This is a genomic window from Rhodanobacter sp. B2A1Ga4 (assembly GCF_018101315.1).
GTDB classification, from domain to species: domain Bacteria; phylum Pseudomonadota; class Gammaproteobacteria; order Xanthomonadales; family Rhodanobacteraceae; genus Rhodanobacter; species Rhodanobacter thiooxydans_A.
In genome coordinates, this window is record NZ_JADBJR010000002.1 from 438,427 (window position 1) to 461,612 (window position 23,186).

Sequence of the window (23,186 nt, forward strand, 5' to 3'; positions counted from 1 at the left end):
GTTTGCCGCCATCGTAGCGGCTTTGCCGCCGCCCTGCGCCAATCTGCCGTTGCGCCGCCGTGCGCAAACTACGCGACAATGGCGGCCTGTCGAACGCCGCGGAGCCCCGATGAGCCTTTCCACCCTGCGTATCGCCACCCGCAAGAGCGCGCTCGCGCTGTGGCAGGCCGAGCATGTCGCCGCGCTGCTGCGCGCGGTGCACCCGGGGCTGACGGTGGAACTGGTGCCGATGAGCACGCGCGGCGACGAGATCCTCGACCAGCCGCTGGCCACCATCGGCGGCAAGGGGTTGTTTCTGAAAGAGCTTGAGGTGGCGATGCTGGAAGGCCGCGCCGACCTCGCGGTGCATTCGCTGAAGGACGTGCCGGCGCAGCTGGAGCCGGGTTTCGCGCTGCCGGCGATCCTGCCGCGTGCCGATGCCGCCGACGCATTCGTCAGCAACGATTACGCCGACCTCGCCGCGCTGCCCCATGGGGCGCGCGTGGGCACCTCGTCGCTGCGGCGGCAGGCGCAGTTGCGCGCGCTGCGGCCGGATCTGGTGCTGCTGGACCTGCGCGGCAATGTCGGCACCCGGCTGGGCAAGCTCGACGCCGGCGACTATGACGCGATCGTGCTGGCCTGCGCCGGGCTGGAACGCCTCGACCTCGCCGCGCGCATCCGCTCGCGGCTGACCGCACCGGACTGGCTGCCGGCGCCGGGCCAGGCGGCGATCGCGATCGAGGCGCGCGAAGGCCAGGCCCGCGTGCTGACGCTGCTGGCCGCGCTGGACGATGCCGACACCCGGCTCACCGTGAGCGCCGAGCGGGCACTGAACCAGGCCCTGGGTGGCAGCTGCACGGTACCGATCGGCGCCTGGTGCATGCTCGGCGAACACGGCCTGCACCTGCGCGGCATGGTCGGCGACGCGGCCAGCGGCCGGCTGCTGCATGCCGAAGCCAGCGGCCCCAGCGACCAGGCGGTTGCGCTGGGCCGGCAGGTGGCGGCGGCGCTGCTGGCGCAGGGCGCCGGCACCCTGCTCGGACTCTGAGGCGCCGCATCACGCAAACGGCCCTCCCGCTCGCGCGGAAGGGCCGTCATGGCCGCGACTCGGAAGTCCCGGTTTAGAAGCTGTAGACCAGGTTGGTGGTGGTCAGCGTGTCGGTCTTCCTGGTACCCGGCAGCACGTCGCTGTTGTGGCGCACCTGGAAGCCGACCTTCAACGCCAGCTTCTGGGTCATGCTGACCGCCACGCCGGCATCGTTCTGCAGGTAGGTGTTCTTGGAACCGGCTTCCATCAGGAAGGTGTCCTCGAACGCGGTGTTCTCGGTGAGCTTGTACTTGTAGTTGGCCAGGCCACGGGCAACCATCTCGCTCTGCGTCGTCTGGCGCTCCTTCGTTACCACGCCGCCGGTCACCACCTCGAGGTCGGCCGGGCGATAGCGCTTGTAACCGGGGCCGATTTCGAACGACAGCTCGTTGCGCTCGTCCTTCAGGGCGATGTAACCGTAGCCGAGCGAGACGATGCCCTGCCACAGGTTCGCGCCGAAGTCGTCGTGTTCATAGCGGGCGGCGCCGACGATGTAGCTGCGCGGGTCGAGCTTGAGGCCGACCGAGGCACCGCCGTCGTAGCGGTTCGCGGTGGTGTTGAACTGCTTGAGGGTGTTGCCGTTGCTGTCGACGATGGTCTGCTGGCTCTTGGAGCGCAGCGCGTCGACGAAGAAGTTGTTCTTCCACTGCTCGTTTTCCTGGCTCAGGCCGAGCTTGGCGTTGATGTTCTCCGAACGCGAGTTGCCGGTGGACGAGGCAAAGCCGAATTCGCCCGAACCGCTCCAGCCGCCGTTGCTGGCAGGAGTGGTGTCGGCATCCTGGGCCTGGACGGCGAAGCTGGCGAGGGCAGCCAGCAGCAGGCCGGCGATCAAGGTCTTTTTCATCGGGGGGACGGTCCATTTGTTAAACAATAGTAAGCCCGCTACCTTAACGGGGCGGCTTGAATTTGCCATGAACGGCGCTGCCAAGCCATTCGCGCCGCTTCATCCGCGGGCCGGCAAGCCGCCTGCCAGCGCCGTCTCGTAGACGCGCTGCTCCAGCATCTTGCCGAGCAGGCAACTGGGTACCGCCACCGCCGCCGCCAGCAGGCCGCCGCCGTAGCGTTCGGTCAGCAGCAGTGCGGCGCACGGCAGTACATAGACCAGAATCGCCGCCACGAAGCGCACTGGCAAGACGTGCTGCGCATCCATTTCGCCCACGCCATGCGGCAGACCCAGCGACTGCCAGCGCATGCCTTCGAGCAGGCCCAGCAGCAGGGCCAGCGCCAGCAGCAACAGGACCCAGGGATACGCGCGGTGCGGCGGCTCCAGCCCACCCTGCACCATCGTGCACAGCCACAACCACAGCCCGCCACCGTACCAGGCGGTGACCAGCCGGCTCACCGGCAGCGACGACGATATCTGCTGCAGGCCGGGCGACAGGCGGCGGCGATAGCGATAGGCGGTGTAGAACAGGCTGACCAGGCTGCACAGCAGCAGCGCCACGCCAGCCAGGCGTATCGCCGGGACATGGCCGTGGCCATCGCCCAGGATGATCAGCAGCAGCACCGGCAGGAAGGTCACCAGCGCCATCAGCATCGCACGCACGGGCCAGCGCTCGCGATCCGGCTGCCAGCCGTACCAGACCGACGTTGCCGGCAACCGCAGGCAGACCAGCAGCAGGCTGGCACCGACCAGTGCGGTGCCGAGGACCAGCGGCATCCGCATGTCGCAGCGGCCGATCCGCTCCATGCCCAGCGCCAGCGCCATGCCCAGCCAGGTCCACAGGCCGTAGCCGCTGATCGCCAGTACCCGCAGCAGGATCTCCGCGTAGCCCGATGGGTGCGCGTCGTCGAGGCCGGCGGCGGGCAGGAGGTCCGGTGGCTGTTCGCGCAGGGGCGGCATGAGGCGTCCGGTGGGAGTCGAAGGCGGCGACTTGCGACCGCCACGGGCCGCCGCCATGCTACACAAGGCCTCTTCCCCACGATATGCCGACGACCCCATGGATCGCTACGAACGCATACTGACCCTGCACCGGCTGCTGAAGTCGGCGCACTATCCGATTCCGCTGTCGCGCCTGCTCGGCGAGCTGGAGTGCTCGCGCGCCACGCTGTACCGCGACGTGGCCTTCCTGCGCGACGCGCTGGGCGCGCCGATCGAAAGCGCCGGCACCGACCAGGCCGCGTTCCGCTATGAAGCGGGCGAGGGCGAAAAGTTCGAATTGCCTGGGCTGTGGCTGACTTCCGACGAACTGGCCGCGCTGCTGGCGCTGAACGAGTTGATCGGACGTTCCGGCCCCGGCGTGCTGGCCGGCGCGCTGGCGCCGTTCAAGTCGCGCATCGAAGGCCTGCTGTCGCACCAGGACAGCGGCAAGGCGTTGCCGATCGAGCGCATCCGGGTGATCCCGTGGGGCGAACGCACGCTCGACCAGCAGGTGTTCCGCATCGTTGCCGGCGCGGTGCTGGAACGCCGGCAGCTGCGCTTCCGCTACCGCGCGCGCACCACCAACGCGGACAGCCGCCGCACGGTCTCGCCGCAACGGCTGACCCACTACCGCGACAACTGGTACCTCGACGTGTGGGACCACGACCGCCAGGCCTTGCGTAGCTTCGCGGTGGACCGCATCGCCGACGCGCAGGCGCTGGACACGCCCGCCACCGACGTGGCCGATGCCGACCTCAACGAGCTGCTCGCCTCCAGCTACGGCATCTTCGCCGGCAAGCCGAAGGCGTGGGCCACGATCCGCTTCTCGCAACACGCCGCGCGCTGGGTCGCCGACGAGCACTGGCATTCGCAGCAGAAGGGCGAGTGGCTGGCGGACGGCCGCTACGAGCTGAAGCTGCCCTATTCAAACTCGAAGGAACTGCTGATGGACGTGCTCAAGTACGGCCCGGACGCGGAAGTCGTGGCGCCGCTGTCACTGCGCGAGGAGATGAAGATCCTGCTGCAGCTGGCGCTCGGCGGCTACCAGCAGAAGCAAGTCTGAGCGATGAGCACCACCGGCATCACCGCCGCCCCGACGCCCGTGCCGCACAGGCCGACCGTGGCGCTGGCGCTCGGTGCCGGCGGCGCGAAGGGGCTGGCGCACATCGGCGTGATCGAGGAGATCGAGGCGCAGGGTTTCCAGATCGTGGCGATCGCGGGTGCTTCGATGGGCGCGCTGATCGGCGGCATCCATGCCACGGGCAAGCTCGACGTGTACCGCGACTGGGTCTGCGCGCTGGCCAAGCTCGACGTGCTCAAGCTGGTCGACTGGACGTTCACCGGCGGCGGCCTGATCAAGGGCGAAAAGATCATCGAGACCATGCGCGGGCTGATCGGCGACGTGCGCATCGAGGAACTGCCGCTGACCTTCACCGCGGTCGCCACCGACCTCGAGCGCGGCCGCGAGGTGTGGCTGAGCCGTGGCGGCCTGTTCGACGCGATCCGCGCGTCGATCGCGATCCCCACGGTATTCCGCCCGCACCTCATCGACGGTCGCCGGCTGGTCGATGGTGCGCTGCTCAATCCGGTGCCGGTGACGCCGCTGATCCGCGAAACCGCGGATTACCTGATTGCGGTCAGCGTGGATGGTCCGGCGGTGACGGTCACGCCGCCGGAACCGCCGATCCAGCCCGCGGTCGCCGAAAACGGCTATCGCCACCGCATCGGCGAGTTCATCGGCCGGATGATCCCGCGCGGTGAAATCCGCCCGCGCGAGCCGGGCACGTTTGAACTGCTGACCCAGTCGATGGACCTGATGCAGGCAAATCTGTCGCGCCTGCGCCTGGCCGCCTACGCGCCGGACCTGCTGATCCAGCTGCCGCACAACATGGCGCTCGCCTACGAGTTCTACCGCGCGCGCGAACTGATCGAGCTGGGCCGCGTGCAGGCGCGCGCGGCGCTGGCGAACTGGCCGCGCGCCGGTACGCCGCAGCGCGAAACCTGAGTCGGCCCCGGCCTCAGCGCGGGCCGTGCGTGTGCAACCAGTTTTCCAGGTACGCCTTCATCGCCACCGCGTTGTTGTGCTCTTCGTCGCGCGCGCCGTAGAGCAGGGTGACGTGGTGCCGCGCGGCCCGTTCGGCCAGCGGCTGCCAGTACTCGGCCAGCGCATCCAGCTCGCTGGCGTAGCGGTGGCGGAAACCGTCCCACAGCGCCGGGTCGTGCCCGAACCACTGGCGCAGGGCGGTCGACGGCGCCAGCTCCTTCGCCCACAGGTCCAGCGGCACCGCCTCCTTCTTCAATCCGCGCGGCCACAACCGGTCGATCAGCACGCGATAACCGTCAGCTTTCGCGGCCGGTTCGTAAACACGCTTGACGGTGATGCTCATGGGCGGTCTCCCGGAAGGAAGACTTCCAGCATACGACGACCGGATCAAGCCGACATGACCTGGATCAGAGTTCCTCGACCGCCGTCACCTTGCCGCGGCGCATCAGCCACGCCACGCCGCGCAGGTCGGCCAGGCCGACCCACAGCCGGTCCAGCATGCCGTACTTGGACACCCCGGCGGTGCGCGGACGGTGGCCGACCGGCACGCTCTGGCTGGCGAAGCCGGCACGCTTGACCAGCGCCGGCAGGTAGCGGTGCATGTGGTCGAAGTAGGGCAGGCGCAGGAATACCTCGCGCTCGAACAGCTTCAGGCCGCAGCCGGTGTCCGGGGTAGCGTCCTTCAGCATGCGCGAGCGCACCGCGTTGGCGACCTTCGAGGAGATGCGCTTGTTGAAGCTGTCGCGGCGGGTGGTGCGCCAGCCGGCGAACAGCCGCGTTTCGGCCGATGCCGCGGCGCGCGCGGCGAGCAGCTTCGGGATGTCGGCCGGATCGTTCTGGCCGTCGCCGTCCAGCGTGGCGATCCACGGCGAGGTCGCCGCGCGCACGCCGTTCCACACCGCCGTGCTCTGCCCGCTGCGGCTGACGTGGTGCAGCACGCGCAATTCCGGGTGGCTCGCCTTCTGCGCCGCCAGCACCGCGCGGCTGTCGTCGCTGGAGTCGTCGTCGACGTAGATCACTTCGTAATCGACCTTGCCACGCAGCGCGGCGGCGATCTCGGCCAGCAGCGGCGGGATGTTGTCGCGTTCGTTGAAGACGGGGACGACGACGGCAAGTTGCGGCATGGGACAGGCCTTTCAGCGGGAACGGGCGCCGCGGACGGCGGCGAATGCGCAGTTTAATGCCTGCCGGCACGGGCCGTCGAAACCGGGCACGAAACCTGTTGTAAGGAAATCCACGTCCACTGGGTCATCTACCGCAGCCGGAATCGTCCGGCATCCACGGGAGAGACCCATGCAAGCCCAGACCATCCTCAGCTCCGCCCTGCTCAGCCTGCTCGCCGCCGGCGCGCTGGGCGCCGCCGGCAGCGCCCACGCCGCCGACAAGATGGCCGCCAGCGCCATGCAGAAGTGCTACGGCGTCAACGCCGCGATGAAGAACGACTGCCAGTCCCCGGGTCATTCCTGCGCCGGCCAGGACAGCAAGGCGCGCGATCCGCAGGCCTTCGTGGCGGTGCCCGCCGGCCTGTGCGTCAAGCTCGACGGCGGTTCGCTGCAGGCCCAGGCCGCCATGTCGCACGACGCCATGATGAAGAAGAGCTGATAGCCGTGCCCTCGTCACGCCCCGTGCGTGCGCAGCCGATCCCGACTCAGGTCGGGATCGGGCTGCGGCCGGCGCACGTCGCCCACGTGCTGCAACGCCGGCCCGCCGTGCCGTTCTTCGAGCTGCACAGCGAGAATCTGTTCTGTGCCGGCGGCGCGCTGTGGGACGCGTTCGACGCGTTGCGCCGCGACTACCCGGTGAGCCTGCACGGCGTGGGCCTGTCGCTGGGTTCGTCAGATCCGCTCGATCCCGCCCACCTCGCCGCGCTGCGCGCGCTGGTGCAACGCGCCGAGCCCGCGCTGGTATCCGAGCACGTGTGCTGGGGCGCGATCGGCGGGCGCCACTACAACGACCTGCTGCCGCTGCCGTACACCGAGGAAGCGCTGGAGCTGATGGTGGCGCGCGTGGGCCAGTTGCAGGACACGCTGGGCCGCCGCGTGCTGGTGGAGAACGTCTCCAGCTACATCCATTTCAGCCACTCGACGCTGAGCGAGTGGGAGTTCCTCGCCGCGCTCGCCGCGCGCAGCGGCTGCGGCCTGCTGCTGGACGTCAACAACGTCTACGTCAACAGCGTCAACCACGGCTTCGACGCGCACGCCTTCATCGACGGCATCCCCGCCGACGCGGTGGGCGAACTGCACCTGGCCGGCTTCACCCGCAAGCAGGGACTGGGCGGCGAGCTGCTGATCGACTCGCACGACCAGCGCGTCGATGCCGCCGTGTGGGCACTGTACGGCTACACGCTGGCACGCATCGGAGCCAGGCCAACCCTGATCGAATGGGACCAGCACCTGCCCGATTTTGCCGTGCTGGAAGACGAGGCGCGGCTCGCCACGGAGCATCTCGATGTCGTCGCCGCTCTCGCTGCGTGAGCTGCAGCACGCCTTCGCCGCCGCCATCGTGGACGGTGCCGCGCCCGCGCTGGAACCGTGGATCGCCGCGCGCGGCATCGCGCCGGCCGCCCGTCTGCGCATCTACCGCCACGCCAACCTCGCGATCCACGTCGACGCGCTGGCCACCAGCTTTCCCGCGCTACAACGCTTGCTGGGCGAGGATTGCTTCGACGGCCTCGCCACCCGCCACGCCGCCTTCTGCGGCAACCGCAGCGGCAACCTGCAGGACTATGGCGCCGACTTCGCCGCATTCGTGGCCGCGCAACCGGAAGCCGCGCCGTGGCCCTGGCTGGGCGACGTGGCGCGGCTGGAATGGCTGCGCCAGGAAGTCGCGCTGGCCGCCGATGCCGTGCCCGCCGATGCCGCGGCCCTGGTCGCCGCGCTGGCCGACGCGGACCACCCGCCGCACCTGCGACCCTGCGTGCGCGTGCTGTCCTCCGCCTGGGCGGTGCTGGATCTGTGGCGCCATGCGCAGGCGCCGGAACACGACGCCATCGACCCCGCCGCGCCGCAATCCGTGCTGCTGTGGCGCGAAGGCAGCCAGGTCGCGATGCGCGTCATCGCACCCGCGCAGGCCGCGTTCATGCACGCGCTGCGGCGCGGATCATCGCTCGACCAGGCGCTTGCGGCCGCGCAGCGCATCGATGTGCAGATGCCGCCCGAAGCCCTGCTGCGCCCGCTGCTCGAACATGCGCTGCTCGCCGCCTGATCCGTCACACCACCTTCCCAGGAATCGCCCGCATGAACACCACCGTCGCCATCGCCCGCTGGTCGCACCTCACCGCCCAACTCGCCGTGCTCACCCCGCTCGCCCTGCTGCTGTTCCGCGTGTTCGTGGCGCTCGCGTTCTGGCGCGCCGGCACGGTGAAGTGGGACGACCCCAGCGGCACCGCCTACCTGTTCAACAACGAATACCAGGTACCCCTGCTCGCCCCCGCACTGGCCGCCACGCTCGCCACCTGGACCGAACTGGTGCTGCCGTGGTTCCTAGCGCTCGGCCTCGGCACCCGCGTGGTCGCCGCCGTGCTGTTCGTCTACAACATCGTCGCCGTGGTCTCGTATCCGGCGCTATGGCCGAACGGCCTCTGGCATGGACTGATCGGCAGCGACTTCAACGACCACAAGGCCTGGGGGTTGATGTTGCTGGCCTTGTTGGCGCTGGGGGCGGGGCGCTTTTCGCTGGATGCGTTGGTGAAGCGCGTGTTTCGGCTCGGGGCCACGGCCTCCTCGTAAGCTGCCGGGCGGTCAGGTCGAGCGGATTGCGTGTGCCGTAAGGTTCCCCGTCAAGCAGACAGATCAAAGCAGGACTTTCGGCGACTTATCGGCGGTACTCGGCCAGGATCATCCACAGAGGGAGCGTTGGCCCGCTGCGCACCGTGCTCGCCGTGGTACCACGCCAGCACGATCGCCACGAAAAATCCGATGACGAGCGCCAGTGTGATGCCTCGCTACAATCCGTCCGGCCAGCCGAACTGATGCGCAACGACATCCAACCCCTGGATCAGCGCGGACGCGAACGCGACATACGCCAGCGCCCACTGCAGCAGCTTGCGCTGTTTGAGGCGGGCGAAGAATCCGGTCATGGCGAAGTTCCATTTGCCGCTGCAATCGGGTGCGCGCCGGCATATTTCTTCAGAAGTAGTTGAAAGCGCGGATCACCGCGCAGCGGATCCCAGACCGGATCGAGCTTCAATCGGGCCACGCTCATCACTTCGCCGGCCGGCATCGCCAGCAGTTGCCCGACCAGTTCGAGCGCTTCGCCCTTGGCGCCGGCATGCGCCTCGACCTCGGCGAGCCCCGCAAGGGTGTATGCGCCGAAGTAGGCGTCCCTTGCAACCGACATGACTTCCGACGCGCGACGCGCCGCGGCAATCGCTTCCGCGTTGCGGCCCAGGCACACGTCCACCCAGGCGACCTGCTGCAGGTTGCCGATCACGTCGGGATTTTTCGCGAGTTCCGCTTCCAACGGCGGCTTCAGTTGCGCGCACTCGGATTGAATGGCGGACTGCCTTCCCGCAATGACCTGAATGGCGACGCGCGCGGCGCGGCGGGTGAGCCGTTCCGCATCGGTGCTGACGGGCGCCGAATCCCATGCAAGCAGCGCCTGGTCGAAGTGGCGTTCGAATACATCCGGGTAGACGATCGGGTTGACCAGGCCATCCACGTCCCCGGCGGCGATGTTCTTCGCGGTATCGAGTCTCCAGCCGGGCCGTGGAATGTAAGCGTTCCGGGCCTCCCCGGCATCGCCCAACCCGACCAGGCGTGTCGTCCACAATGCATCCTGATTGTTGGTTTTCCCGGGCTCCAGGGTCAGTGAACGCATCAGCACCTGCTCCGCTTCCGCGTAGCGCCGCATGATGCACAACGTCCAGCCGTATTCGCCCAGCATCTCGGCGTCGCGCGGCGCGATCAGCAACGCGCGTTGCAGCGTCGCCAACGCCTGCGGCCACTGCCCTCTCCGACGTTCGATGAACGCCAGCCCTCCAAGCGCCTCGACGTTGTTCGGCGCGAGCTGCAGCACTCGCTCGAACTCTCTGGCAGCCTCGGCATAACGGCGATAGCCCCAGTAGTAGTAATAGCCGAGCGCCAGATGTGCACCGGGAAGATCGGGAGCGATGGCCAGGGTACTGTCAATGGTCGCCTTGACCTTCGCCAGTTCGTCCGGCGGCAGCGGCGCGACGAACCAGTGGCTCACCATTTGCCAGTAAGCCAGTTGGGCCCCGGCCAGGGCGAAGCCAGGATCGAGCGCAATCGCCTTGCGGTAATCGGACTCGGCAAGCTCGAATTCCGCGCCGTCCTGAGCATCGAACGCCTTGTGAGCCTGATAATCCGCCTTCAGATACCAGTTGTAGGCGGCGGCGTTCTGGGTCGGGATCGCCGCGATGTTCTGCTGTTCGGTGCTGGTGAGCTTGGCCTTCAACGCATCGGCCACTTTCTGCGCAACCTCACCCTCCACGCCGAAAATATTGTCCAGCGTGCGCGTGTAGGACTCGGCCCACAGGTGGTTGTCGGAACGCGCATCAATCAACTGCACGTTGATCAACACCTGGTTGCCGGCCTTCTGCACGCTGCCTTCCAGGATCGCCGCCACGCCGAGTTGTTGCGCGATGATTTTCAGGTTGTCGGGATGGCTCTGGTACTTCGCGGTCGAGGTGCGCGAGATCACCTTGAGATCGCCAATATCCGCGAGCTTGGTAAGAATCAAATCCTGCATGCCGTCGGCAAAGTAGGCATTGTCCTTGTCGCCGCTCAAGTTCTCGAATGGCAGCACCGCGATGGACTTGGCGGGGATGTTCTGGGCGGCCGCGGGAGACGCGGCGATGGAAGCGGACGTCGAGCCAACTACCCGGCTCGCCGCTGCCGAGCTGTTCGCTGCGGCCACGCCCACGCTGGCGTCTGCTGCGGCGACACCGGGGATGCGTGCATATCGCCACAGCACGCCACCGCCCACCGCCAGCAGCAGGGTGATGATCAGCAACTCCGTGCCGCTCACCCTCTGCGCGCCGCGCTCGCCGTGGTACCACGCCAGCACCAGCATCACGAAAAACCCCAGCACCAGCGCCAGCGTGATGCCGCGCCGAACGCCTTCCGGCCAGCCGAATTGCTGGGCGACCACATCCACGCCCTGGATCAGCGCAAACGCAAAAGCCACATACGCTACCGCCCACTGCACCAGCTTGCGTTGCTTGAGCCTTGGCCAGAAATCAGTCACGTGCAGTGTCCTTTGCGGTCGCTGGCGCAGGAGTGAGCGTCGCACCGTTCTCCGGAGCGCGCACGGGGTATTTGATGGTTTGCGGTGGCGGCCAACGCAGTCCGGATTCGGCGAGCAGCGCCTTGAAGTAGGGCGTGGCGTCGAGGTCGAATGGCGCTCCGCACTGGCATTCGGTGACCACGAGGGCAAGCAGCAGGCCGCCCGCCGGTCGCGCGTCCAGCGCAGCGGCGCGGCGGTTGGCTTCGGCACGATCGCCCGACAACGAGGCTTCCACTGCGTCGGTGATGTCCCCCGTTTGAAGCTTCGAGCTTTTGCGATCCACTCTCTGCAGGCTGGCAAGCAGCTTTACCGGATCTTCCCCAGTGGCCCTGCCCACGATCAGTTGTGCGATGTAGTAAGCGTCGCCGCGCGGTTCCATTGATGCCAGCGTGGTCTGCGCTTCCCCAATCCGCCCAAGCATGGTCAGTGCGATGGCCTCGGATGCCGTCGGCATCGGACCACTTCCGCTCGCCTTCGCGACCAAGGCCAGTACATCCAGCACGCGCTGGGGATGACCGGTCGCCAGTGCCACTTCCACCCGGGTGTGGTAGTTGATGCCGTTCAGCGGGTCGCATACGTTGACGCGCGCGCCGAGGTTCTCGATCAGGTCGCCATAACCGAACGCGCTGGCGAATACCGGCATCCAGTTCGGTGCGCTGCACCCGGGCTGCTTGAGTGCGGTTTCAATGCGATCGGCCAGACCATGCCAGTCGTCGCTCAGCAGTTGCCGCTCGGCCAGCGCCAGATCGCGCTGCTGCGGATCGGGGCTGGTGTCGGCGGCGCGTTCGAGCGTGTGCAGGGCGGCACGCTGGGCATCGAGCAGTTCGGCATGGCTGCGACCATCGGCCATGAGCGTGTGTTCGTAAAGATCTGCCTCGGCGAAGTACGCGAAGGAGAAGTTGGGGTCCAGCGCGATCGCCTTGTCGAATTCCACGTTGGCCTGGCGTAGTCCATCGATGAGTTCAATTCCCGTTTTGAAGTGGGCCTCGATGTAGAGCTTCCAGCCCTTCTGGTAGGCGATGAAGGCATCCACGTTCTTCACGCCGGCCGCGCGCATGCGCGCACGCTGTTTGTCATCCAGCACCACGTTGAGTACGCCGGCGACCTGCTCGGCAATATCCAGTTGCACGGCCAGGCTGTCCTTGACGGTGCGGTCGTAGGTCTGCGACCACAGCTGGGTGCCATCGGCGGCACGGATCAGTTGCGCGGTGACGCGCGCCCGCTCCCCTTCACGCCGCACGCTGCCTTCCAGCAGGTTGGCCACCCCCAGCCGCGCGCCGATCGTGCGCGAATCCACGTCCTTGCCCTTGAACTGGAACGACGAGGTACGCCCGATCACGCGCAGGCCGTCGATGCGCGCCAGCGAGTTGAGGATCTCCTCGGACAGACCATCGGAGAAGAACACGTTGTCCTTGTCGTCGGACAGGTTCTCGAGCGGCAGCACGGCAATGGATTTGGCCGGAATGGCCGTCACGGTGGACGCTGGCACCGAGTTACCAGCGGCGGTCGCAGTGGGTGCCAACTCGGGAGCTCCTTGCGCAGCGGGCGTTGCCGAAAGCGCCGTGACGTCACGGCTTGGCGGCGCGCCGGCAAACTTCCACAAGAACCCGCCGCCCACCGCCAGCACCAGCGCGACCAGCAGCAATTCCGTGCCGCTGGCGCGTTGCCGGCCTTGGTCACCGTGGTACCAGGCCAGCACCAGCACGACAAAAAAACCGACCGCGAGCGCAAGAATCAGCAGCTTCTCGACCTGGTCGGGCCAGCCGAACCTCTGCGCCACGACATCCAGCACCTGGATCAGCGCGAACGCGAACGCGACGTAAGCCAGCGCCCATTGCACCAGCTTGCGTTCTTTCAAGCGGGCGATGAATTCAGTCATGCGCGGCCTCGTTCGAAGCTGCCGAAGCTGGCGTTGCGGGGCCCGCTGCATTCGGCACGATGGCGTCCGCCGACGCAGGTTTGTATCCGGCGTACTGTTGCAGAAACACCTGAAAACGCGGATCGTGACGGATCGGATCCCACACGGGATCGAGCCCCAACGTCGCGGGCGAATAAGTGGTGCCGAGTCCGGGGGGGGTGGGGAACGCCTTGGCAAGCAGCGGCAGCGCGAGATCAGCGCGTCCGGCCTGCGCATATGTCCCGGCATTGAGCCCCGTCACCCCCATCCCGAAAAAACGATCGCCGGACCGGGTGGACAGCGTTTGCGATTTGGCCGCTGCGGCCAGTGCGTCATCCAGTCGGCCCAGGCCCAGCTCGGCCACGGCGACATGGTTCCAGACAAAGCTCAGCTTGTCGTCGTTGCCGGCGAGCGTGGCGACCCGGGAACGCGATTTCGAAAGCGCCTGCGCATACAGCGCACGGGCCTGCGCATCGTCGCCCATCAGCCGATGCAAATTGGCCTGCCATAGCAACTTGGGGCCGGACTGGTAATTGAACGCATCAGCAGAATCGGGAATCTCGGCGAGCACCGAGAGCGCATCGGGATACTTGCGTTGGTACATCAGCAGTTGCACACGTTCCAATTGCAACTGCGGTGCTTCGCCTTGCGCCATTTCCAAGGCACGCGCCGCGTCGCCACTGCTGACGAGAATGAGGCTGGAGTAATCTGACCTCGCCTGGTAATTGTCCGGATCGAGGGCCAGGGCGCGCCGATAGTATTGCGCGGCCTCGACATAGCGACCGACAACCGCGCAGGTCTCGGCCAGATTGTCGGCAATGGTCGAGTTGCGCGGATCGAGCACGAGGGCTTGCTGCATCGCCCTGATGGCGGCGTCGAAATGCCCCTGCCGGCGCAACACGTAACCCGTTGCGGCGAGCGCCTCGGCGTCGTTGGGGCGCAGTTTCAGTGCCGCCGCGAACGCCTTGAGCGCAGCTGGATAATCCTGCCTTCCCCAATAGGCGTTATAGCCGAACGCCAGATAAGCCGTGACCAGGTTCGACTGCAACGCGAGCGCTTTTTCGGCCTGTGCACGGGCATCCGCGACAAGTTGCCTGACGTCGTCCTCGCCGCTGCCGAACCAGACCACGCCGCTCTCCGCGAAGGACAATCGCGCATACGCCAGCGCGAAGTCCGGGTCTTGCGCAATGGCTTGCCGGTACAGCGGAATCGCCGCGCGGAAATCGGCGGGGACGTAATTGACATTGCCTTTGTTGGCGAAGAATTCGGCGCGCAGGAACAGGTCGTACGCGGCCCGATTGGTGGTCGGCACGGCCGCAAGTTGCGCGGATTCCACGGGCGAGAGCGTGGCCTTCAACGCATCGGCAATTTTCTGCGCGACCTCGCCCTCCACGCCAAACACATTGTCGAGCGTGCGCGTGTAACTTTGCGCCCAGATGTGGTTGTCGCTGCGCGCGTCGATCAACTGCACGTTGATCAAGACCTGATTGCCGGCTTTCTGCACGCTGCCTTCGAGGATCGTGGCGACGCCGAGTTGCTGTGCAATGGTTTTCAGGTCATCCGGGTGGCTGGCGTACTTCATGGTCGAGGTGCGCGAGATCACCTTCAGCTCGCCGATGTCGGCCAGCTTGGTCAGGATCAGGTCCTGCATGCCATCGGAGAAATAGGCATTGTCCTTGTCCGAGCTGAGGTTCTCGAACGGCAGCACGGCGATGGATTTGGCCGGGATGGGCTGCGCAGCAACCATTCCCGGATTACGCTGCGCCCCATCCGGTCTACTCGTTGCAACGCGAGCGGTTTCGGCAGCCTCCGCAGCTGGTGACGTTGCGCGCCGCCCGAACTGCCAATACGCGCCGCCCGCGATCAGGGCAATCAGCACGCCGATCGCGCCCACCGTCGTGCCAGCGCGGTGTGAACGGCGCCGCATGCGCGGGTTCGCCCCAGCGTCCTGCGCGTCGGTCGCCACGATGCCATGCGGCGTGGCATCGAATGCCCACGCCAGCACCAACGCAATCGGGAATCCAACGAGGATCAAAAGCACCACGGCCTGATCGATCCAGTCCGGCAGGTGGAATACCGGAAACACCTGCGTCGTCACCTGGATCAGCAACCAGCCCACGACCGCGTACGCCGCCACCACCCGGTACACGTGTCGCCGCTTGAGTTCTTGCAGGAAGTTCATGGCGCTACACCCGTCGCGGGCGTGTACGGCAAGTCCATTTTCTTCAGCACCGCCTTGAAACGCGGAGTGTTCCGGATCCGGTCGAAAAGCGGATACCACAAAATTTGCGGCGTGGTGCTGTTGGCGCCAGTCGCCAACCCTTCGAGTACCGCCAATGCGCGGTCGTTTTCGCCGAGTTCAGCCAGGAACCCCGCATACAGGATGGCATCATCGCGGATGTCGGCCAGTTCGGGCGAAGTCTCCAAAGCCTCGACCGAGCTCGCCCGCAAACGCGGATCGACGATGCCGCGTATCAACAGCACCGCCATGTCCGGACGGTCCACGTTCCCCATGCGCATTTGCTGCTCCGCTTCGGGATAGCGATGCAGGCGGAGATAGATCCACATCGCCATGCGGTGTTCGAGCAGCCCACCCGGATGCGTGGCCAGTGTGCTCTCTATCTGTTTTACGGCGGCATCGTCGCGGTGCAGTGCCAACAGCAGTTCCGCGCGAATCGCGCCGTGGGTGCCGGAGAGCGGGTCACGTTGCAACGCACGTTCAATTTCCGCCAATGCGGGCTCAAGCTGTCCCGCGCCGAATAAAAATTGCGCATATTGATTCATCGCTTCCGCGTCGCCAGGCGCCAAAGCCAGCGCGCGACGGAATGCGCGATCGGCGTCCGCCCAGCGCATCTGGTTGGTGTAGACCATGCCTTGCGCGACATAGGCCAATGCAATGCTGGCATTCAACGTGAGCGCCCGCTGCGCGGCAGCCAGCGCGTGCGTATTGGCGGCATCTGCCGAAACCGGCGCATACGAAGGAAGCAACGCCTGCGCTTCGGCCAGCGCGGCCCACGCTTGCGCGTAATCCGGATCAACCGCAACCGCCTGCTGGAATGCATCAACTGCTTCGCTCACCGACCGTGCTGCCAGCAATGTCAATCCGCGCAGGTAGAAATCATGCGCGTGCGGATCAACGGCTTTTTGTTCGACGAGTGACTGACCGCTACCACCCGCCAACTGCACCTTGAGCTTGTCGGCGATCGCGTTGGAGATTTCATCTTCGACCGCGAAGATGCTGGTGAGCTTGCGATCGTATTTTTCCGACCACAGGTGATAACCGCTGCGGGTGTCGATTAGCTGTGCGGTGATGCGTACCTCATCGCCGGATTTCTGCACGCTGCCTTCCAGCACCGTCGCGACATCCAGCACTTCGCCGACCTTGCGCAAATCCTCGGCCTTGCCCTTGAACGCGAACGCCGAAGTGCGCGCGGCGACTTTCAGGTTCGGCACCTGCGCCAGCGCATCCAGGATTTCCTCGGTGATGCCGTCACTGAAGTAATCGTTTTTCGCATCGCCGCTCATGTTCACGAAGGGCAGCACGGCAACCGATTTGGCCGGAATCGGAGTGGTTTGCGGCGAACCATGCGTCGCAAAGGCAGGCGTCGCACTCCGCGGTTTCGACGAAGTCGCGTCGACAGCTGCATCCGGGCCACTCGTGATTGGGGTCGCGCGCTCGAATCGCCACAGCAGGCCGCCGCCGATCGCGAGCAGCAGCGCCAGGATCACGATCTCGGTGCCGCTGGCCTTCTGCGCGCCGCGCTCGCCGTGATACCACGCCAGCACCAGCGCGACGAGGAAACCCACGGCAAGCACCAGGATCAGCAGCTTCTCGATCTGGTCGGGCCAGCCGAAACGTTGCGCCACCACATCCAGTACCTGGATCAGTGCGAACGCGAAAGCGACATACGCGATCGCCCACTGCACCAGTTTGCGCTGCTTCAGGCGCGCGAAGAATCCGGGCGGGGTTTCGATCACGATGAAATCTCCTCTCCGCCGGGAGCTGGGCGCAGGACTTCAAACAGGCGTGTCAGGCGCGCGTTCATTGGCAGACAAATGCCTCCGCACCGGCAGACGGTGCAGGTTTGCACAGGTCCGGCCAGCCATAACGCTTCCAGTAATCCACCATGCCGATGCGCTACGCGAAGCCCTGAAATGCGGGCGCCTGGCGCGCCTTGCGCGACCAGGGTTCCGGCTGCCACAGCCAATTGAGATAAGCGTCGGACAAGCCGCTGTGGCCGCGCTCGAACAGATCGAGTGAACGCGCCGGTTCGCCCAGTTGCAACAGCATCGTCGGCGCCCTGGCTGCGCACCGAACCTTCCAGCACATTGCTCACATCCAGCGCTTTGCCGATCGTGCGCAGGTCGGCGTTTCGGCTGCCGTAGTAGAAAGAGGACGCGCGACCGGCAACTTTCAGATCCTGCACGCGCGCCAGCGCATTCAGCAGTTCCTCGGCCATGCCGGCCGAGAAATAGCCATGGTCGTGCCCGGGACTGAGATCTTCGAACGGCAGCACCGCAATGGACTTGGCGGGAGCGCTTGCGAGCGCGGAATCGCTCGCCAATCCCGCACCCTTGCGCCAGACGAAAGTATTGGTGAGCAACAACACCACCGCCACCACCAGCACCGCGATGATCCACTTGTCCAGCCTGCGGCCGGTGGAGCGTGCGATCGAATCGTCCGATGCGATCTCGCTTTCGCGTTTCAGACCTTGCGGAGTGAATTCGTAGAACCACGCGAACGCGATCCAGAACGGAAATCCGATCGCCGCAGCGATCAGGAACCATCGCGTCGCCCAATCCGGCAAGCCGACCGCCGGGCTGAATTGCGACAGCCCCTGCCCGAACGCCCACACCGCGCCCGCGTACAACACGCCTGCGCGCAGCACGTTGCGGCGCTTGAGTTCGGCGAACAGGGATGGCCGGCTATTCATGGTGTGCCCTTCGGCGTGGGCGAGCCCGGCAAGCCCATGCGTTTCAGCGCGGCCTTGAAGCGTGGGTCGCCACGCACCGGATCGAATGCGGGCTGCCAGACGTTGTCCTGGCCGAACATCACCTCGTGGCCGAGCCGCTGCAAGCCGTCCAGGGCGTCATCCCGGTCACCGAGCAACATCAGCCACTTGACGCGCGCGGGTGCGGTGAGTCGCTCATGCGTATCGCTGGAAGCGGCGGGTATCGCGCGTATCGCGGCGGCACGCTGCGCCGTACCGGCAATGCCGCCCACCAGCCGCGAATAGACTTCCGGACTCTCTCCCGTCTGCCGCGCGCCCATGTCCAATTGCGCTTTCGCTCCCGCGTAATCGTGGCGGTAGATCGCCACGTCTGCCGCAATGAAATGGCCCAGCGCATAGTCGGGATGGAGGCTGGTCACCCGCCCGATTTGCGTCTGCGCGTCGTCAAAACGGTGCAAGGCGGTGAGCACGTTCGTGCGCGTGGCGCCGATGATGCCCGACAGCGGATCGAGCTTCTGCGCGCGATCGATTTCCGCCAGCGCGTCCTGCAGACGTCCCACCGCGAGCAGGTACTGGCCATATTGGTCGGCGCTCTCGGCATCCCCGGGCGCGATCTTCAAGGCCTTCCGGAACGCCGCATCCGCTTCCGTCCATTTCCACAACACGCGATAGTGCATTGCGAGCGCGACGTAAGCGGTGGCTGTGTCCGGGTCTATTTCGAGCGCGCGATGGGCGGCCGCTTCCCCGGCGGGCGCGGCCGTCGCTTGCGGTTCGAGAAAATAATGCGGCAGCAGCAATTGCGCCTCCGCCAATGCCGCCCAGGCCTGTGCGTAATCCGGATCAATCGCCACCGCCTGCTGGAAATCGGCAACCGCCTCGCGCAACGCGGGCCCGCGCGCCGCGACCAGCGGCAGGCCGCGCAGATAGAAATCGTGCGCGCGCGGGTCAACCGTCTTCTGCGCGACCAGCGCCTGCCCGCTTCCACCCGACAACTGCACCTGCAGCTTGTCCGCGATGGCTTTCGAGATTTCATCCTCGACCGCGAAGATGCTGGTGAGCTTGCGGTCGTATTTCTCCGACCACAGGTGATAGCCGCTGCGCGCATCTATCAGTTGCGCGGTGATGCGCACCTCGTCGCCGGACTTCTGCACGCTGCCTTCCAGCACCGTCGCGACATCCAGCACCTCGCCGACCTTGCGCAGATCCTCGGCCTTGCCCTTGAAGGCGAACGCGGACGTGCGTGCGGCGATTTTCAGGTTGGGAAGCTGCGCCAGCGCATCCAGGATTTCCTCGGTGATGCCGTCGCTGAAGTATTCGTTCTTCGGATCGCCGCTCATGTTGACGAACGGCAGCACGGCGACGGATTTGAGGGGAATGGACGCGGCCGGCGCAATGCCGGGCATGGATGAAGTCGCGCCGGCGACGTAATCCGGGACGGCCTTCCCCAGATTCCGCTGCGCTGCATCCGGGCTACGGGACGCGACGGCTGTGCCCGGATTTGGCGCCTTGCGCTCGTACCCCCACAGCAGTCCCCCACCGATCGCCAGGAGCAGTGCGAGGATCACGATCTCGGTACCGCTCACCTTCTGCGCGCCGCGCTCGCCGTGGTACCACGCCAGCACCAGCATCACGAAAAACCCCAGCACCAGCGCGAGCGTGATGCCGCGCCGTACGCCTTCCGGCCAACCGAACTGCTGGGCGACCACGTCCACGCCCTGGATCAGCGCAAACGAAAAGGCCACGTAGGCAGCGGCCCACTGCACCAGCTTGCGTTGTTTCAGACGTGCGATGAAATCAGTCATTACCGCAATCCCCATATATCGTCATTCCGGGGCGCTCCGCAGGAGCGAACTCGACTGCGTTTGCAGGATTGCAAACGCGAACGGCGAAGCCGGCCCGAAGGGCGAGCGCCAAGGATGGCGCGAGTAAATCCAGTGACTTTCACGACGAAACCCACCAAGGCGAAGACGCTGGATCCCGGGTTCCGGCTGCGCCGGCCCCGGGATGACGAGCGAAATAAATGGCGCACGTCGCAATCGCTCACGGCATCGCCTTCGCATCGGTGGTGGTCGGCAATCCGACTTTTTTGCAGAACACCGCGAAGCGCGGGTCGTGCTGGTAGCGCAGGATCAACGGATCGAACAACAGCAATTCGACGCCGGCGTCGCGGTCGGCTACAGCACGATCCAGCCACTTGAACGTGTTGTCGGGATCTTTCCGCACCGCGTATATCTCGGCGATCTGATAGGCGGTGGTACTGGAATATTTGTCAATCATGTTCTTCAGCGCGGTGTCCGCGGCGGTGCGATCCGTGCCGACCTGCAGTGCCAGCGCCACCGCAAAATCATGCCAATACCCGGGCGGCGTCTTTTGCGCCGCAGACAACGCAGCAACGGAGTCGCCACGCAGCACCTCGATCATCGCCAGATAGGCGTGTGGACGGCTCGCACCCGGCGTCAATTTGATGGACTGGCGCAGCGCGGATTCCGCTTCGTCAAGTTGCCCGAGTCCGGCAAGCTTCCGACCCAAACCAAAATACGCTGTGGTGTTCAACGGCGCGCTGGCCAACGCTTGCCGTTCGAGTTTTACGGCAGACGCAACGTGCCCGAGCCTGGCTTGAGTGGCAGCAAGGCCAAATTTTGCCCCGGAATCGCCTGGCGCCAGTTCCACCGCGCGTTGGGACTCGGCCAATGCCCCTGTCCAGTTGAAGTCGAAAGCCCTCATCAGCCCGGCAAGCGCCCCATGCGCGGCCGCCAGATCGGGATCCAATTGCAGCGCCATGTTCGCGGCGGCACGGGCCTGGGCGATGTCGTTGCGCACAGCGACTGCGTCGGTATCGAATGTCGCAGCCAAGCCTCCCCAAACAACCGACGACGCCGCATAAGCCAGCGCGTAACGGGGATCCAGCCGAATGGCTTGATCGAATTGTGCGAGGGCCTGGTGCTGACCCGCTGCGGTCTCAAGGGACGCGTACGCAACGCCGCGCTGGTAGGCGGTGTAGGCGGCGAGATCACCGCTGGGTGGACGGTCGCTCTGCACCACCGCGCCGCCGCCTTCCAGCAGCTTGGCTTTCAATGCATTCGCCACCGCCTTGGTGATGTCGTCCTGCAGCGCAAACAGATCCTTGTACGGCCGGTCGTAGTGCTGCGACCACAAGGTGCTGCCGTCGGCCGCATTTACCAGTTCCGCGCTGATGCGCACTTCATCACCCAGCCGCTGCACGCTGCCTTCGAGCAAGTGCGCCACGCCGAGCTTCTCTCCGATGGCTTGTACGCTGTCCTTGCTGTCGCGGAACTGGAACGACGAATCGCGATTGATGACCTTGAGACCCGAGAACTGTGACAGCGCGGTGATCAAGTCTTCCGACAACCCGTCGGAAAAATACTGCTGATCCTTGTCGCCGCTTTCGTTGGCCAATGGCAGCACGGCGACGGATTTGGCAGGAATCGCAATCGCTTGGGCGGACACATTCGTGGTTGTGATTCCCGGATTTGGCTGCGCTGCATTCGGGCTACTTATCGCCGCATACTGACTACTCGTTGATGGAGTCATGCGCTCGAACTGCCACAACAACCCGCCGCCGATCGCCAGCAGCAACGCGAGGATCATGATCTCGGTACCGCTGACCTTCTGCGCGCCGCGCTCGCCGTGGTACCACGCCAGCACGACGGCCACGCAGAACCCGATGACGAGAACCAGCGTGATGCCACGCTGCAATCCATCCGGCCAGCCGAACTGGTGCGCAACCACATCCATGCCCTGCAACAACGCGAACGCGAACGCGACATACGCCACGGCCCACTGCACCAGCTTGCGTTGCTTGAGGCGTTGCAGGAAATCGTTCATGGCGTGGCACCGCTGCTGGCCGCTACCGGTTTGGAGCTGGCGTATTTCTTCTGCAGCGCTGCAAAGCGCGGGTCGTGGCGGATCGGATCCCATATGGACTTGGCGGCGCTCGCCGACACCAAACCACCATCAAGCCCCGCACTCCGGCGCCAGACGAAGATGTTGGTCAACAGCAACACCACCGCAACCACCAGCACCGCGATGATCCTCTTGTCCAGCGCGCGGCCTGTGCCGCGAACGATGGATGCATCCGTCGCGATCTCGCTCTCGCGTTTCAAACCTTGCGGCGTGAATTCGTAGATCCATGCGAATGCGATCCAGAACGGAAATCCGATCGCCGCAGCGATCAGGAACCATCGCGTCGCCCAATCCGGCAACCCGACCGCCGGGCTGAATTGCGACAGCCCCTGCCCGAACGCCCACACCGCGCCCGCATACAACACGCCCGCGCGCAGCACATTGCGGCGTTTGAGTTCGGCGAACAGGCTCACGGCTTCTCCTTCGCGACCGCGCGCAGCCCTTCGCGAATACCTCCATAGGACACCGTGAGATTGCCGAGATTGGTTTCAATATTGGCGATGCGCAAGCGGAGGAATTCGAGAAAATGCGGATCGTTGCGCAAAATGGCTGCATTGGCTGCCATGGCGCCTGGGGAGAGGCCCGGCGAGCACGGGTGGTCCAGCGAGTGTCCAATGGCCTTGTAGTCGCCGGTCGACACCAAACGGTCGCCACAGGCCGACTCGAGCGCGTTCTGCACCTCATACGGAATCGCCATGCGGAAGGCCTTGCGATACGGATTGTTTATGCCTTCTTCATGGATGGAGTCGAACATCGGGGCGGTGTAGAGGCGCACCGCCAGATCGCGCAATGCCGGGTCGCGGATCAATCCAATTCCGCCCGTCGAGGTCAGTTCGTCGTAGGTGGCCCGGCGGCGGATGTTGTAGCGATATTGGGTAGCGCGGTAGGCGGCGACCAGCAGTGCCTCGTCAGACAAGGGTGTTTTGCCGGAGAGGGCGTCCGCGGCATGCTTTGCACTGGCCAGTACCTCGTTGAAGTATCCGACCTCGTACTCATAACTCCAGGCTTCCTCGCGCAGGTCGCTGCGCAGCCGCTGAGTGAACACCGCGGCTTTCTGATCCGTCTCGCGCTGCTCGTTCCAGTTCGACGCCTGCACGCCAATGAACACGCCGACGACGACCACGACCAGCTCGATGAAAACCGCCATCCAGTCCTGGCGACGCAAATGCGAGATCACATGGCGCAACATGGTGATG

The 23,186-nt window shown here is 65.7% G+C and carries 21 protein-coding genes; 7 read left to right on the forward strand and 14 right to left on the reverse strand.

Annotated elements, in window-relative coordinates; all coding sequences use genetic code 11:
- Positions 1–109 precede the first annotated feature (109 nt).
- Positions 110–1,027 carry a hydroxymethylbilane synthase gene (hemC, locus tag IMW82_RS10595; protein WP_211004411.1) on the forward strand — a complete coding sequence of 306 codons (918 nt, stop codon included), beginning with the start codon at positions 110–112 and terminating at the stop codon, positions 1,025–1,027.
- A gap of 73 nt (positions 1,028–1,100) precedes the next feature.
- Here the strand turns inward: hemC and IMW82_RS10600 are convergent, their stop codons facing one another.
- The gene (locus IMW82_RS10600) at positions 1,101–1,910 is read right to left on the reverse strand and encodes a DUF481 domain-containing protein (RefSeq protein WP_108470259.1); all 810 of its coding nucleotides are present in this window, start codon (positions 1,908–1,910) and stop codon (positions 1,101–1,103) included.
- A gap of 99 nt (positions 1,911–2,009) precedes the next feature.
- A complete protein-coding gene (locus IMW82_RS10605) occupies positions 2,010–2,909 on the reverse strand; it encodes a hypothetical protein (RefSeq protein WP_244754266.1) in 900 nt (299 codons plus the stop codon).
- A 97-nt stretch (positions 2,910–3,006) separates the two neighbouring features.
- On the opposite strand from IMW82_RS10605, the gene IMW82_RS10610 reads away from it, so the two are divergent.
- Complete coding sequence (locus tag IMW82_RS10610; protein ID WP_211004412.1) at positions 3,007–3,990, forward strand: YafY family protein; 984 nt, start codon at positions 3,007–3,009, stop codon at positions 3,988–3,990.
- 3 nt (positions 3,991–3,993) lie between these two features.
- The gene (locus tag IMW82_RS10615) at positions 3,994–4,932 is read left to right on the forward strand and encodes a patatin-like phospholipase family protein (RefSeq protein ID WP_211004413.1); all 939 of its coding nucleotides are present in this window, start codon (positions 3,994–3,996) and stop codon (positions 4,930–4,932) included.
- 13 nt (positions 4,933–4,945) lie between these two features.
- On the opposite strand, the gene IMW82_RS10620 is transcribed toward IMW82_RS10615, so the two are convergent.
- Both IMW82_RS10620 and IMW82_RS10625 read right to left on the reverse strand, forming a co-directional pair.
- Complete coding sequence (locus IMW82_RS10620) at positions 4,946–5,314, reverse strand: DUF488 domain-containing protein (RefSeq protein WP_108470256.1); 369 nt, start codon at positions 5,312–5,314, stop codon at positions 4,946–4,948.
- Between the two features lie 64 nt (positions 5,315–5,378).
- Positions 5,379–6,095, reverse strand: coding sequence for a glycosyltransferase family 2 protein (locus IMW82_RS10625; protein WP_108470255.1), 717 nt, complete (start codon positions 6,093–6,095; stop codon positions 5,379–5,381).
- Between the two features lie 169 nt (positions 6,096–6,264).
- Here IMW82_RS10625 and IMW82_RS10630 point away from each other — a divergent pair, with 169 nt between their 5' ends.
- The 4 genes from IMW82_RS10630 to IMW82_RS10645 are packed head-to-tail and all read left to right on the forward strand — an operon-like array spanning position 6,265 to position 8,699.
- Positions 6,265–6,573, forward strand: a complete 309-nt coding sequence (locus IMW82_RS10630) for a DUF2282 domain-containing protein (protein ID WP_108470254.1) — start codon at positions 6,265–6,267, stop codon at positions 6,571–6,573.
- Between the two features lie 5 nt (positions 6,574–6,578).
- Positions 6,579–7,445, forward strand: a complete 867-nt coding sequence (locus tag IMW82_RS10635) for a DUF692 domain-containing protein (protein ID WP_234411238.1) — start codon at positions 6,579–6,581, stop codon at positions 7,443–7,445.
- Positions 7,420–8,175 (forward strand): DNA-binding domain-containing protein, encoded by a 756-nt coding sequence (locus IMW82_RS10640; protein WP_211004414.1) that lies wholly within the window; start codon positions 7,420–7,422, stop codon positions 8,173–8,175. Before IMW82_RS10635 ends, IMW82_RS10640 begins: the two co-directional genes overlap by 26 nt.
- Before the next feature lie 32 nt (positions 8,176–8,207).
- Positions 8,208–8,699, forward strand: a complete 492-nt coding sequence (locus tag IMW82_RS10645; protein ID WP_211004415.1) for a DoxX family protein — start codon at positions 8,208–8,210, stop codon at positions 8,697–8,699.
- A 215-nt stretch (positions 8,700–8,914) separates the two neighbouring features.
- Here the strand turns inward: IMW82_RS10645 and IMW82_RS17925 are convergent, their stop codons facing one another.
- From IMW82_RS17925 to IMW82_RS10690, 10 genes are all read right to left on the reverse strand, one after another.
- Complete coding sequence (locus IMW82_RS17925) at positions 8,915–9,049, reverse strand: hypothetical protein (protein WP_280518358.1); 135 nt, start codon at positions 9,047–9,049, stop codon at positions 8,915–8,917.
- The gene (locus tag IMW82_RS17980; RefSeq protein ID WP_211004416.1) at positions 9,046–11,178 is read right to left on the reverse strand and encodes a tetratricopeptide repeat protein; all 2,133 of its coding nucleotides are present in this window, start codon (positions 11,176–11,178) and stop codon (positions 9,046–9,048) included. Before IMW82_RS17980 ends, IMW82_RS17925 begins: the two co-directional genes overlap by 4 nt.
- Positions 11,171–13,096: a hypothetical protein gene (locus IMW82_RS10655; protein ID WP_211004417.1), complete on the reverse strand. Its 1,926-nt coding sequence runs from the start codon at positions 13,094–13,096 to the stop codon at positions 11,171–11,173. The genes IMW82_RS17980 and IMW82_RS10655 overlap by 8 nt, the downstream gene beginning before the upstream one ends.
- A complete protein-coding gene (locus tag IMW82_RS10660; RefSeq protein WP_211004418.1) occupies positions 13,089–15,296 on the reverse strand; it encodes a tetratricopeptide repeat protein in 2,208 nt (735 codons plus the stop codon). The genes IMW82_RS10655 and IMW82_RS10660 overlap by 8 nt, the downstream gene beginning before the upstream one ends.
- Complete coding sequence (locus IMW82_RS10665) at positions 15,293–17,092, reverse strand: tetratricopeptide repeat protein (RefSeq protein ID WP_211004419.1); 1,800 nt, start codon at positions 17,090–17,092, stop codon at positions 15,293–15,295. Before IMW82_RS10665 ends, IMW82_RS10660 begins: the two co-directional genes overlap by 4 nt.
- Positions 17,089–18,048 carry a hypothetical protein gene (locus IMW82_RS10670; RefSeq protein ID WP_211004420.1) on the reverse strand — a complete coding sequence of 320 codons (960 nt, stop codon included), beginning with the start codon at positions 18,046–18,048 and terminating at the stop codon, positions 17,089–17,091. Before IMW82_RS10670 ends, IMW82_RS10665 begins: the two co-directional genes overlap by 4 nt.
- Entirely contained in the window at positions 18,045–19,868 is a 1,824-nt protein-coding gene (locus tag IMW82_RS10675; protein WP_211004421.1) for a tetratricopeptide repeat protein, read from the reverse strand. The genes IMW82_RS10670 and IMW82_RS10675 overlap by 4 nt, the downstream gene beginning before the upstream one ends.
- Positions 19,869–20,106: 238 nt before the next feature.
- The gene (locus IMW82_RS10680) at positions 20,107–21,912 is read right to left on the reverse strand and encodes a hypothetical protein (RefSeq protein ID WP_211004422.1); all 1,806 of its coding nucleotides are present in this window, start codon (positions 21,910–21,912) and stop codon (positions 20,107–20,109) included.
- Positions 21,909–22,403: a hypothetical protein gene (locus IMW82_RS10685; RefSeq protein WP_211004423.1), complete on the reverse strand. Its 495-nt coding sequence runs from the start codon at positions 22,401–22,403 to the stop codon at positions 21,909–21,911. The genes IMW82_RS10680 and IMW82_RS10685 overlap by 4 nt, the downstream gene beginning before the upstream one ends.
- Positions 22,400–23,179 (reverse strand): DUF6090 family protein, encoded by a 780-nt coding sequence (locus IMW82_RS10690; protein ID WP_211004424.1) that lies wholly within the window; start codon positions 23,177–23,179, stop codon positions 22,400–22,402. The genes IMW82_RS10685 and IMW82_RS10690 overlap by 4 nt, the downstream gene beginning before the upstream one ends.
- Between the last annotated feature and the right edge of the window lie 7 nt (positions 23,180–23,186).

Bases quoted from the DNA above. Each gene is read 5' to 3' on its own strand.
- hemC (WP_211004411.1), top strand. From the start codon at position 110: ATGAGCCTTTCCACCCTGCGTATCGCCACCCGCAAGAGCGCGCTCGCG.
- IMW82_RS10600 (WP_108470259.1), bottom strand. From the start codon at position 1,910: ATGAAAAAGACCTTGATCGCCGGCCTGCTGCTGGCTGCCCTCGCCAGC.
- IMW82_RS10605 (WP_244754266.1), bottom strand. From the start codon at position 2,909: ATGCCGCCCCTGCGCGAACAGCCACCGGACCTCCTGCCCGCCGCCGGC.
- IMW82_RS10610 (WP_211004412.1), top strand. From the start codon at position 3,007: ATGGATCGCTACGAACGCATACTGACCCTGCACCGGCTGCTGAAGTCG.
- IMW82_RS10615 (WP_211004413.1), top strand. From the start codon at position 3,994: ATGAGCACCACCGGCATCACCGCCGCCCCGACGCCCGTGCCGCACAGG.
- IMW82_RS10620 (WP_108470256.1), bottom strand. From the start codon at position 5,314: ATGAGCATCACCGTCAAGCGTGTTTACGAACCGGCCGCGAAAGCTGAC.
- IMW82_RS10625 (WP_108470255.1), bottom strand. From the start codon at position 6,095: ATGCCGCAACTTGCCGTCGTCGTCCCCGTCTTCAACGAACGCGACAAC.
- IMW82_RS10630 (WP_108470254.1), top strand. From the start codon at position 6,265: ATGCAAGCCCAGACCATCCTCAGCTCCGCCCTGCTCAGCCTGCTCGCC.
- IMW82_RS10640 (WP_211004414.1), top strand. From the start codon at position 7,420: ATGTCGTCGCCGCTCTCGCTGCGTGAGCTGCAGCACGCCTTCGCCGCC.
- IMW82_RS10645 (WP_211004415.1), top strand. From the start codon at position 8,208: ATGAACACCACCGTCGCCATCGCCCGCTGGTCGCACCTCACCGCCCAA.
- IMW82_RS17925 (WP_280518358.1), bottom strand. From the start codon at position 9,049: ATGACCGGATTCTTCGCCCGCCTCAAACAGCGCAAGCTGCTGCAGTGG.
- IMW82_RS10655 (WP_211004417.1), bottom strand. From the start codon at position 13,096: ATGACTGAATTCATCGCCCGCTTGAAAGAACGCAAGCTGGTGCAATGG.
- IMW82_RS10660 (WP_211004418.1), bottom strand. From the start codon at position 15,296: ATGAACTTCCTGCAAGAACTCAAGCGGCGACACGTGTACCGGGTGGTG.
- IMW82_RS10670 (WP_211004420.1), bottom strand. From the start codon at position 18,048: ATGAATAGCCGGCCATCCCTGTTCGCCGAACTCAAGCGCCGCAACGTG.
- IMW82_RS10675 (WP_211004421.1), bottom strand. From the start codon at position 19,868: ATGACTGATTTCATCGCACGTCTGAAACAACGCAAGCTGGTGCAGTGG.
- IMW82_RS10680 (WP_211004422.1), bottom strand. From the start codon at position 21,912: ATGAACGATTTCCTGCAACGCCTCAAGCAACGCAAGCTGGTGCAGTGG.
- IMW82_RS10690 (WP_211004424.1), bottom strand. From the start codon at position 23,179: ATGTTGCGCCATGTGATCTCGCATTTGCGTCGCCAGGACTGGATGGCG.